At 33.8% G+C, this 11,781-nt stretch carries 11 protein-coding genes; 1 reads left to right on the top strand and 10 read right to left on the bottom strand.

Going from position 1 to position 11,781, the window contains the following annotated elements:
- Positions 1–11: 11 nt before the first annotated feature.
- The 10 genes from ACODS7_RS11055 to ACODS7_RS11010 all read right to left on the bottom strand — a co-directional run bounded on the left by ACODS7_RS11055 (position 12) and on the right by ACODS7_RS11010 (position 10,826).
- The gene (locus tag ACODS7_RS11055) at positions 12–1,160 is read right to left on the bottom strand and encodes a hypothetical protein (protein ID WP_029442027.1); all 1,149 of its coding nucleotides are present in this window, start codon (positions 1,158–1,160) and stop codon (positions 12–14) included.
- A gap of 132 nt (positions 1,161–1,292) precedes the next feature.
- Positions 1,293–3,017, bottom strand: coding sequence for a thiol reductant ABC exporter subunit CydC (gene cydC, locus ACODS7_RS11050; RefSeq protein ID WP_048563982.1), 1,725 nt, complete (start codon positions 3,015–3,017; stop codon positions 1,293–1,295).
- Positions 3,014–4,735 (bottom strand): thiol reductant ABC exporter subunit CydD, encoded by a 1,722-nt coding sequence (gene cydD / locus ACODS7_RS11045; RefSeq protein WP_043935023.1) that lies wholly within the window; start codon positions 4,733–4,735, stop codon positions 3,014–3,016. The genes cydC and cydD overlap by 4 nt, the downstream gene beginning before the upstream one ends.
- Entirely contained in the window at positions 4,735–5,751 is a 1,017-nt protein-coding gene (cydB, locus tag ACODS7_RS11040; RefSeq protein WP_000950083.1) for a cytochrome d ubiquinol oxidase subunit II, read from the bottom strand. Before cydB ends, cydD begins: the two co-directional genes overlap by 1 nt.
- Positions 5,738–7,141, bottom strand: a complete 1,404-nt coding sequence (cydA, locus tag ACODS7_RS11035; RefSeq protein ID WP_000448870.1) for a cytochrome ubiquinol oxidase subunit I — start codon at positions 7,139–7,141, stop codon at positions 5,738–5,740. Before cydA ends, cydB begins: the two co-directional genes overlap by 14 nt.
- A gap of 592 nt (positions 7,142–7,733) precedes the next feature.
- The gene (locus ACODS7_RS11030; RefSeq protein WP_098630041.1) at positions 7,734–8,789 is read right to left on the bottom strand and encodes an LLM class flavin-dependent oxidoreductase; all 1,056 of its coding nucleotides are present in this window, start codon (positions 8,787–8,789) and stop codon (positions 7,734–7,736) included.
- A 120-nt stretch (positions 8,790–8,909) separates the two neighbouring features.
- Positions 8,910–9,353: a MarR family winged helix-turn-helix transcriptional regulator gene (locus tag ACODS7_RS11025; protein ID WP_098630040.1), complete on the bottom strand. Its 444-nt coding sequence runs from the start codon at positions 9,351–9,353 to the stop codon at positions 8,910–8,912.
- Between the two features lie 161 nt (positions 9,354–9,514).
- The gene (locus tag ACODS7_RS11020) at positions 9,515–9,826 is read right to left on the bottom strand and encodes a carboxymuconolactone decarboxylase family protein (protein WP_048563984.1); all 312 of its coding nucleotides are present in this window, start codon (positions 9,824–9,826) and stop codon (positions 9,515–9,517) included.
- Positions 9,816–10,235 (bottom strand): tautomerase family protein, encoded by a 420-nt coding sequence (locus ACODS7_RS11015; protein ID WP_088115747.1) that lies wholly within the window; start codon positions 10,233–10,235, stop codon positions 9,816–9,818. Before ACODS7_RS11015 ends, ACODS7_RS11020 begins: the two co-directional genes overlap by 11 nt.
- Positions 10,236–10,277: 42 nt before the next feature.
- Positions 10,278–10,826, bottom strand: coding sequence for a DUF4865 family protein (locus tag ACODS7_RS11010; protein ID WP_088115746.1), 549 nt, complete (start codon positions 10,824–10,826; stop codon positions 10,278–10,280).
- Between the two features lie 120 nt (positions 10,827–10,946).
- Between ACODS7_RS11010 and ACODS7_RS11005 the strand changes: the two genes are divergently transcribed.
- Positions 10,947–11,735, top strand: a complete 789-nt coding sequence (locus ACODS7_RS11005) for a LysR family transcriptional regulator (RefSeq protein ID WP_088115745.1) — start codon at positions 10,947–10,949, stop codon at positions 11,733–11,735.
- Positions 11,736–11,781: the final 46 nt, after the last annotated feature.

The raw sequence follows: 11,781 nt of genomic DNA, 5'->3' as shown, positions 1-11,781 counted from the left end.
GAAACAAAATATCATACTTTTCGTTCCTGAATAAACATATTTAATAACGCGGACATTTTATTTGCACCTTTTTTATTCATATGATCACTATCATAAAAATCATCCTCACAAAATAATGGCGAATCAAATAGATCTATGATTTGAAAAGAATATTGAGTTTGAAACTCATTTATAACTTTATAAAAATCTTCTTTTAATTTCTTACTACTACAATTGAAATAATGTGAAGTAACAGGGAATACAACAATTAATGGCTTTATATCGTTTTTTAATAGTAATTCTAAATATTTCTTAAAAATCATTTTATTTTCAACTAAAGTATGAGGATACGCCAATTTAGCGTGTGAAGCTGCTCTTATTTTCCCGTGTTCTTCAAAAGGAATGTAAAGAGGAGTAGTATTCCATTCAGCATTTATCCAAGGCAGTACCAATGATTCATCTTTTAGTTCATCTAATAAAATATATTCAAAATGCAAATTAAAAATAGAAAGAAGTGGTTTCGGAGTATTTAGATGTGAGAATCCATCAGTGGGTAGAGGAGAATGAACTACAGTATGATGACCATCTTGAAACAATGGATAATATACTTTGTGAATTCTATATGATTCAGATGATAACGACATATCAAAGAAAAACGAGAAATAGGCTATTCCTATTAAACAATATTGAAATGAATGAGTGTTTGATAGAAGTTGTGACGCTATTAAATAATCATAGTATAGATCTTGCGATGGAAGTGTTAATTTTATTGACTTTTTTGAGAGGAGCTCCGTACTTATGCCACAATGCGGATAAGACAAACCGGTAGCAAACAATTCATACGTCGGATCACTCTTTGCTTTTTTCATAGAAATGTATAAAGACATAAGCTCTGGATTTATTTGATAGATAGAAATTAATTTATCCTTCCATTCATACATGTATTTTGTTAAATTAATAATTTTTGAACTTTGCACGCCCCTATTTATCAAGTCATTTGTAAGTTTTTCTGCGTCCACTCTCCAAATGACTATATATTGAAAAGAATTTTCTATTCGAACAACATCTGAAACGTCTACAACATGAACTATTGTTTTACATTTATTTTTGTCTAATGTATTTCGAATCCTCTCCCCGGATAATTCATCACTTAAAACAATGATTTTATACTGCTCCTTCATGTGCATCCCCTCCATTATATGTATAATATGAAATTCATTTTTAATTCGTAACAATCATATACACCTGCAATCTAACAAAAAAATAGCTCCACCATTAGGCGTAGCTATTTTTACAATTATTGCTTATTCAAATCATATTCCTTTATCTAACTCATAAAGTTTACGATACTTTTCATTTTCTTTCAAAAGTTGTTTATGACTACCTTGCATGACAATTTGGCCACGATCAAGGAATATAACTTCGTCTACATGTTCTATTCCTACAAGATGGTGCGTAATCCAAATAACCGTCTTTTCTTCCGTTGCAGAAAACATTGTTTCAATTAAAGACAATTCTGTTTTCGGATCTAAACCGATAGTCGGTTCATCAAGTACAATGATGGGTGTTTCTTGCATAAGAGTTCTAGCAAAAGCAACCCTTTGTCTTTCACCACCAGAAAACCGCTTTCCCATTTCATGCATTTTTGTTTGTAATCCGTCCGGAAGAGAAGTAATATGTGAAGCTAATTGTGCTTTCTCTAAAGCTTTCCATATCTCTTCATCCGTCGCCTCTGGTTTGCCAATTCGTACATTATTTCCAATTGTCGTATCAAACAAATGGGGCTTTTGATTTAATACAGAAATATATTTAGATAAAAGATTCGTATGAGCTCGTTCACCATTCAATACAACTTGGCCGTTTACTGGGCTTAACGCCCCTGTTAACAATTTTAGTAAAGTAGATTTCCCTGTCCCACTTCTGCCTAAAATAGCAATTTTCTTCCCTGCTTTTATTTGTAATGATACGTCTTTTAATACAATCTCATTACTATCTGGATAACTATACGATACGTGATTCAGTTCAATATCTACATGTCTTGGTTCAACGTAATCATTATCTCCATACAAATCCATTTTATCATGTAAAACACTATCACTTTCTACGCCATTAAGACGATGGGTAGATTCTACATACGACGGGATTCGATCGATGGCATCTGCAATAGGAATAAGCGCATTCGTTACAGATAAAGTCATTAATACGAAAGCTGCGATAACTGTAGGAGCAATTTGCTCACTTGCCGCTTCATTTCCAGTCCATATAATCATCGAAATAACTACAATACCTACTACTAATTGAATGATACTGTCCCGAATATGATACCAGCGTTTCACTCTCTTTTCGATTTTTAACAACTGATCATTTTGTTTTACATACTCATTAATAAATTCACCTTTACGACCACTTGCCTGCCAATCAGATAATCCAAAAACAGCATCCGTCAGTTGTTGATACAAACGGCTTCTGCCTTGCTTTAAAGTAACATGGTGTTTCTTCATCAAAAGTAATGATACAAATGGAAGAAGAAACACGATAATAGCTAACATACAACCTACAATAAATGCAAACACAAGGTCAAATGCACCGATAACAAGTACGAAGATACTATAAACAACTAGCGCTAATATACTAGGAAATATTGTACGTAAATATAGGTTTTGCAAATGCTCTATATCTTCGGATAACACTCCTAACATATCACCCGTTTGAAATCGAGAACGGAAAAATAACGCCTGTGGTTCTACTATTCTATATAGCTTCGTTCTCATTTTTTCTAATATACGTAGTACGACATCATGTCCGACTAAGCGCTCTATATAATGAAACACAGCTTGCCCTATACTAAACGCTCTTGTTGCAACAATAGGAACATATACAGCCATTACATTTTCTGGTCTAAGGGCAGATTTTGAGATTAAATAACCTGAAATAAAAAGTAACATCGCTCCTGAACTAACTCCAAGAAGACCAAGGAAAATAGTTAAAGTCATTCTACCTTTATTTTGTTTTATATAAGGTTTAACCCAGTTACTCATTTCTCTCCCCTCTCTTCCCTATGAAAATGTAATGTCTCACTCTCTAAAAGTTCTTCATACGTCCCACTTTCTATCATTTCCCCTTTATTTAAAATAAGGATATGGTCCATTTGTTTCATCCAATGTAGACGGTGAGTTGCTAAAAATACTAACTTTCCATTAAATAGACGTAACATCGCTTGCTTTATTTCAAATTCGGTTTCAATATCAAGATGTGCCGTAGGCTCATCTAATAAAATGATTGGTTTTTTACTTAAAAGTGCACGCGCCATAGCAACACGCTGTTCTTGTCCGCCACTTAGCATACGTCCACCTTCTCCAATTCTTTCGTGCATCCCATTTGGAAGTGATGTAACGAGTGAACGAAGGCCGACTTCATTAATAACTCTTTCAACTTCTTCATCTGTTGCTTTTGTTTCATAAAAACGAATGTTATCCTTTAATGAAAGCGGAAAAATATAAGGTTGCTGCGGAATGTAAGCAATATTTTTTTGCCAATCTTCACGAGTAGATCCATCAACTTCTAGACCATTTACTAACATCTTTCCACTCGAAGGAGATAAAAACCCGGCTAATACGTCGATTAACGTCGATTTCCCCGCACCACTTTCACCAATAACACCAATAGCACCGTTACCTTCCCAAGTAAAATTAATTCCTTCTAATATAGCCTTTTCAGATTCAGTATTATTAACTTTGATATCTTGTAATTTCAAGCTACTAGAGGCATTCCATACTATATCTTCATTTAAATCTTTCTTTTCTATTCCTTTTTGTTGTTGCAAAATCTCTTCTATTTGCTCCATCGCAATTTGTCCATCTAATGTCGCATGATAATTTGCTCCCACTTGTTTAATCGGCAGAAAATATTCCGGAGCTAAAATCAAAATTGTAAGGGCTGGTAATAGTATAATCGTTCCATCTATTAAGCGTATCCCTAATCCAACTGCCACAAACGCGATTGATAAACTCGTAAAGAAATCTAATGCAAAAGAAGAAAGAAAAGCAACTCGCAAAGTACGCATCGTTGCTTTTCTATATCTTTTACTTACTTTTTCAATCTTTCCTTCGTGCTGTTCACTTTTCCCTAAATACTTTAATGTTTCTAAACCTTTTAACGTATCTACAAAATGGTTCGAAAGTACACGATATATCTCATACTGACTATCTGCCATTTTTTGCGCTGCTAATCCGAGAAGAATCATAAATATGATCACGATAGGAATCGTTACAACTAAAATGATTCCAGACTCAATATCTAGCGTAAAAACATATAGTACAATTAGACCTGGAACGATACTACTTCTAATCATTTTAGGAATCGTTAATTCAATATATGTTTTAAATTTCTCAATCCCCTCAATTGATAAGGTAACCAGATGACCCGTTCCAACCGTTTGAACATATCTTGGACCTAATGTGAAATATGCCTCTATCAATTGTTTTCTTAGTAACGACCCTGTTTTTTCGGCAAAACGTTCCACTAATATTTGTGATGTTCGAACTACTATGTTACGCGCTGCAAACGCGATACCAAAATAAACAATTTCACTTAATATTGTTTGTACTGTCTCTCCATGAAATAAAAACGTAATAGCTCGTGCTAAAAAGATTGTTTGCGCAATAATACTAAAAGCTTCTAAAATACTAATAATCGTTAACGCTACATATAAAATACGGCTACCGGGATAAGACGGAAGTCCTCTTTTTCTTTTCATTAGTACTCCAAATCGTTGTCTGACTTAACAGGTTGTCTAAATACATAATAACTCCATATTTGACTTCCGATAACGAAAGGCAAAATAGCAATCGCAAAGTAAGTCATAAGTTTTAATGCATAAGCTCCTGATGCTGCGTTGTAAATTGTCAAATCATTCATTGCTCCTAAAGAGCTAATCATAACACGTGGGAACATACCGATAAATACACTCGCACTTAGTAAAATGATTGTTAAACTCGTCATAAAGAAAGCCCAACCATCTCTTCTTCTTTTATTTAATAACGTGGACACTAATAGTGCTACAAAAGCTCCGATTGGTACCATAATCCATTCTGTTCCATGAGCAGTGAAAATGTCGGTTTTCCATAACCCCACACCAGCAAAAACAAGAAGTGTAATTAATGAAAATGGTGCAATTTTTATTGCAGCAATTCGTGCACGTTCTCTCAATTTACCAGTTGTACGTATCGTAAGAAATTGTAATCCGTGAACAATACATAGTAGGAGAAACATTACTCCCCCAAGTAACGCAAATGGATGAAGTAATTGCAGGAATCCACCTACAACATTTTTGCTCTCATCAATAGGTACACCTACCATAAAGTTTGCAATCGCAACTCCCCAAAGGATAGGAGGTAACATACTTCCAATAAACATCCCCCAATCCCACGCACTCTTCCATTTATGATTATCTATTTTCGCACGAAATTTAAAGGAAACACCTCTTAAAATTAAAGCAAGAAGCATAAATACAAACGGAATATAAAAACCACTAAATAAAGTTGCATACCAGTGCGGAAATGCCGCAAACATGGCTCCACCAGCACAAACAAGCCATACTTCATTCGCGTGCCAGAACGGTCCTATTGTATTTAAGTAAACTCGTTTTTCAAAATCATTCTTTCCTAAAAACCTCGAAACCATTCCTACCCCAAAGTCGAAACCTTCCAGTACGAAGAATCCAACAAATAAGATTGCAATAACTAAAAACCATAACTCATTAAGAGATAACATACTCTTCCTCCTTATCAAATGGATCATGGCTTTGATAATCCTTTTTCGTTTTCTTATTTGTGTGGCCCTTAATGGTACGAACAAATAAGTACACACAAATTCCACCCATAATTAAATACATTGATGTGAATGAAATAAGTGAGAATAATACTTCACCGAATGTTACATTTGGTGATACAGCATCTTCTGTTTTCATTACACCAAATACAACCCAAGGTTGACGACCCATTTCAGTCATAATCCATCCTACTGTATTACCGATGAATGGAAGAGAAATTGCATACACCATTAATTTTAAATACCACGTTTTTTCAGCTAAACGATCTTTTCTTGATAAGAACCATCCGTAAGCTCCTAGAAGAAGCATGAATGTTCCACTCATTACCATCGCTCTAAAACTCCAAAACATTGTATGCACTGGAGGAATATAATCCCCAGGTCCATATTTTTCTTCATATTGTTTTTGAATTTGATTCATCCCTTCAACTTGACCGCTAAACTTATCATACGATAATAGACTTAGCATATAAGGGATTTGAATTTCAAACGAATTTTCTTTCTTCTCTGTATCAATTTTCGAAAATACTGTAAATGGCGCTGGATCCTCACTTGTATTCCATAGTGCTTCAGCTGCCGCCATCTTCATTGGATGTGTCTTAATTAATTGTTGCGCTTGTGCATGACCGAAGAATAATACAAGCGCCGTTGTAATTGTTCCAACAATGATAGAAATGCGGAAAGATTTTTTAAATACTACAGTTTCTTGTCCTTTTGTAATTTTCCATGCACTTACACCCGCAATAAAGAATGCACCTGTTGCAATTGCTGCTGTAATTGTATGCGGGAATTGTACCCATAGTTGTGGGTTTTGAATAATGGCTAAGAAATCATTCATTTGTGCACGACCATCAGCTGCCATTTCATACCCGACAGGTGACTGCATAAATGCACTTGCAGTTAAAATCCAAAATGCTGATAACATCGTTCCAATTGAAAGGAGCCAAATACACATTAAGTGAATTCGCTTCGGTAATTTATCCTCACCGAATACCCATAAACCTAGGAATGTAGACTCAATGAAAAATGCCAGTAATCCTTCAATTGCAAGCGAGGGACCAAATACATCACCTACAAAACGTGAATACGTTGACCAGTTCATACCAAACTGAAATTCTTGTAAAATACCTGTTACTACACCTACTGCAAAGTTAATAAGGAATAATTGCGTCCAAAACTTTGCCATCTTCTTATATACTTCTTGTCCTTTTACCACATACAACGTTTGCATTATCGCAATAATAAAAGCTAAACCAATTGACAGCGGAACAAAAAAGTAATGGAAAATCGTTGTTGATGCGAACTGTATTCGTGCCAATTCGAGCGTTTCCATACTAAAATCACTTCCTTCATAGTTTTTATAATAAAAGTTAATTGAGCAATCTTATCAAACTCAATTATTAAGAAATACGAAAAGACAAAAACATTTTGTATGTATTGTCGAAAAATATGAAGTTTCAGTTTTTCAAACTATTGCAATGCTAATTTTTACCTTTTCACTATTTCTGTAGTGTTTTATTCGTTAATCGAATTGTATAATATACCTACATAGTAAATTCAGGTTATTTTTGACGTATTATTGACATCATTTTGTCTGAAATATGTCTTTTGTCATTTTTTTGAATCAGATTTTCCTCATTAGTAAAATGTATTTTTTCAATATACGGCTTACTTTTATATCTATAAAACAATCGTGTTTTTCTTCATACACTTGACTTTTAACCGAAAAAATGTCCTCGCATCCACCCTCGATAAATGCTTGTTTTTTGTCAAGAGAAAAATGTATTTCCAAAATTCAAACTCGAAATAATGTTATTCAAAAATAGAAAATAACTTCCCTCTTCCTCGATTAAAAGTTCATTTTTTTGTCATTTTTCCATAACAAATAAAAAACTGAGAGTCAATTAGACTCCCAGTTTTTTTATTTATTTTGCTGTATGTTTTCTAACGGCTGGTAAAATTTCAGTAGCAATTAATTCAATATTTTTCTCAATTTTATCAAATGGTACACCGCCAAAATCAATTTGTGCCATAAAGCGTTGTTGGCCAAACAATTCATATTGGTAAAGCATTTTCTCAATGATTTGTTGTGGGCTACCAACCATTAAAGCATCACGGTAATCTATTGCATTTGTAAATTGCTGTTTCGGATACCCACCACCGCGCAGTGTAAGCATACCAGCATTAATGTGAGGGTAATATTCACTAAGTGCATCTTGTGAATTTTTTGCCGTATAAAATAAACTCGTTGTCGCAACTGGTAAACTAGCTGGATCAAATCCACTTTGCTGAGCAGCCTCGCGATAAGCATCTACTGACACTTTAAAGTTAATTGCTGGGCCACCAAGTGTTGTTATCATCATTGGCACACCTGCACGTCCTGCTTTAATTGCACTAGCTGGCGGTCCACCAACCGCACGCCAAATTGGCAGGTTATTATTTTTAGCTCTAGGGATAACTGAAGCATACTCAAGTGGTGCTCTGAACTGCCCATTCCATGTTACATGTTCCTCTTTATTAATTTTTAATAAAAGATCCATCTTCTCTTCAAATAACTCTTCATAATCATTTACATCGTAACCAAGTAAACTATATCCTCCAATACGAGATCCACGACCAGCTACGATTTCAGCACGACCATTAGAAATCAAGTCAATGGTAGCGAAATCCTCATATACTCGAACTGGGTCAGATGTACTTAATATCGTTGCGGAACTTGCAATTTTTATATTTTTCGTAGCTTGCGCGACCGCACCTAAAATAACTGTATGAGCTTGCGTTGTAAAATGCGTTTGATGACTTTCGCCTACAGCAAACACATCAAGCCCTGCCTCATCTGCTAACTTAGCTGTTTCAATTAGTTCGTGAATTCTTTTTTCTGGCGTAATTTTCTCCCCATTATGTGGATTTAAAACATGATCGCCAATTGAATATAACCCAAACTCAATTCCTTTTCTTGTATCTATACGGTATTTTTCCATAGTTACTCTCCCCTTTAATAATGTAGTATTAGTTTTTCTTCTAAAAACGTTGGTAAGTCAAGTATATCTCCGTATTACCTACCTCATCACTTGATTAGTCAATTGATGAGGTAAAAAAAATTACTCTTGCGGTAATTCTTTTTTTTCACTATGTTTATGAACTTTCGTCATCAGCTCGTATAATATTTTCTGCTCTTCTTCATTTAATACATCATCAAAAAACGAAGATTGAAATGCAAGTTGCTCTGGCAAGGCTCTCTCTAAAGCTGCTTCTCCTTGCTCTGTAAGACTAATTATTTTCGTTTTCCAATCTTGTTTTCGTACAATATATCCTTCTTTTTCAAGACGAGTTAACATTCGAGAAATGCCACCTTGTGTAACAGTTACCTTTTCAGCTAACTCCATTTGTGTTAGTGGTTGATACGTACGTATTTGCAAAAGCACATCAAATTGAGCTGTCGTTAAATCAAAACGTTTTAAAAACTCATTTGACATTTGATTACTTTGGTTCGTAAATCGTATTAAACGTAACCATATTAATGATCCTATCGTATTATCACGCATGTTTCATCACTTCCTAGCGTTCATCTTACTATCACTTTACTACGCAAGTGATGAAAAAGCAAGAGAAAATGTAATAAATATAGCGATAGAGTATTGCATAAATAATGATAAGTAAGAATTCATGTAAACATGAATTCTTACTTATCATTATTCTTAACTTTTCATTTCATTACTATATTTAAAGCTGCCATAGCTTTTGGCCAACCAACGTAAAAAGCCATATGTGTTATTAATGCAACCAATTCATTCTCCATAACCCCATTTTGTTTAGCTAGCTTCAGATGAAATGGTAATTGTTCTGTATTACCGAGACTGATTAGTGCTGACACAGTACACAAACTTCTTTCTCTTAATGTTAAAGTGGCATCCCGCCACACTTCCTCAAACAATATCTTTTCACTATAATGAGCAAATGCAGGTGCCATTTCTCTCATTTTCTTTTTAATCTGTACTTCAATAAGTTCATTCTTCATTTTTTTCTCCCTTTATTTTCACCATTTGTGCTATTCCTTGACCAAATGACCAGTTTTCAGCAGCTGTCTCATTTAGTGTAATAAAAATATCCGAAACTTTAACGTCGGAATATTGCGGGATTTTTAAGGATACAGATTGATACAAATCTTTTTTCTGTTGCACCGTTCTTCCCGGTCCACATGTAATAGAAACATATATCATATTCTCTGTTCTCTTTTCTCCTCTTTCCAACAAATAATATGGATTATATAAAAATTTGTTTTGTTGATAAGGTAAGAACATTTGAAAATAATCATTTTCAGGGATGTTAAAATGTTCAATTAATGAAAGATGGATACATTTACCTATTTCCCCCAACTTTTCCTCATTTAATATGTTTTCAGGATAATAAACCTTCACAAAAGGCATAGATTTTCATTCCTTTTCTTAATTTTAATATACAACAAAATTTCATCGTGAAATGTGTAAAATCTCATATACTGTAACACCCTTAGTCACTACAATATCAGGCTTCTCTTCATAAAACTCAAACCTACTGTATCCCCATTTATCCGGATTATAAACGATTACATTCCCTAAACACTTTTCATTGTTTTGTACATTTTCATTCATCTTGTTTAATTCAGTCCCAATCAACGTTTTACTTTGAGAAATACTTCCTGCATATTCAACAACATATCTACTTTTCTTAAATCCATCACTTAGATTAACAACTAACGGAACACCTATATTTATTTGTTGCCACCCAAACGATTGTAAAATATTATCGTAATACCCTTCAAAGATAAATTTATTCATCCCTTCATGACCATTCCAAATATATAAAGGTGCATAGCAGTTATAAAAATTCCCGTTTTTCTCCGTTTCCGTAATTAAATAAGCTTTAAAATTTAGTTCTTGGAAACCATCAGTTTTATAGCCATTATCCTTTACCCTTTTCTTAATAATCTCCATGTCATAATCCTTTGGAAGAATGACCTTATATTGCATTCCAATCATGTTTATCACTCACTTTCAATCTTATATACATTATGATAAATCGATAAGTGGCTAACGTAAAATAGGTATAAATTATGTTTGGTATCATTTATAATGATAGTGCATAAGGGGCTGAGATACTTGGAAATAAATGATCTTATTATATTCAAAACTGTAGCCAGTGAGGGTTCTATTAGTAAAGCTGCTAAAGAGTTAGGATATGTTCAACCGAACGTAACTGAGCGAATTAAAAAATTAGAACAAGAGTTAGAAACACCTTTACTACATAGAGATAACAAAGGCGTTTCCTTATTACCTGCTGGTGACATTTTATTAGATTACACGAATAAAATATTAACTCTATTAGAAGAAGTAAAAGATGAAATTAAAATGAGTGGTTCTTCTTATATAATAGCGACGTCACAATCTATTTTGACAAATTATTTAAGTAAGCGTATTGCAGAAAACTTCAGAAATTATCAAATATATGTAGAAAGTAGTAGTCATTTGCAAAAATTACTGCAGCAACAAAAAGTTGATATGGTCATAACTTATGAGGATTATCCTGACGCATCGTTTAAAAAAGTGTTCACGACCTCAATTTCTGTAGGCTTATTAAAAGCGAAAGAAAAATGTACCATTGATTATTCAAAAGAAATTTTCTTCGTTAGCAATGACAAAAAGTGCCCTTTTAGGAATAAGACAATACAATTCCTAAAAGAAAACAATTTATCTCAGCGCCAACTTCAACAGTTGGATTCTTATTCGCTTATGGAAGAGTTTATTAATGATGGAAAAGGAATAGCTTTTTTACCGATTAAAAATGATACATTAGTAATAATTGCAGATGTTCCCATTGAGAATTTCGCTGTTCATTTTTTTACGAATCAAACCTTTCTAAAGCATATCCCTGATGAACTATTTGATTAATAAAATGACTTCGTTGACAAACTTTTTTCAAAATAAAAATCCCTCT

Source organism: Bacillus sp. FG16 (assembly GCF_057809515.1).
The sequence above is the reverse complement of the archived record's forward strand: the minus strand, read 5'-3'. Positions and strand labels throughout refer to the sequence as shown.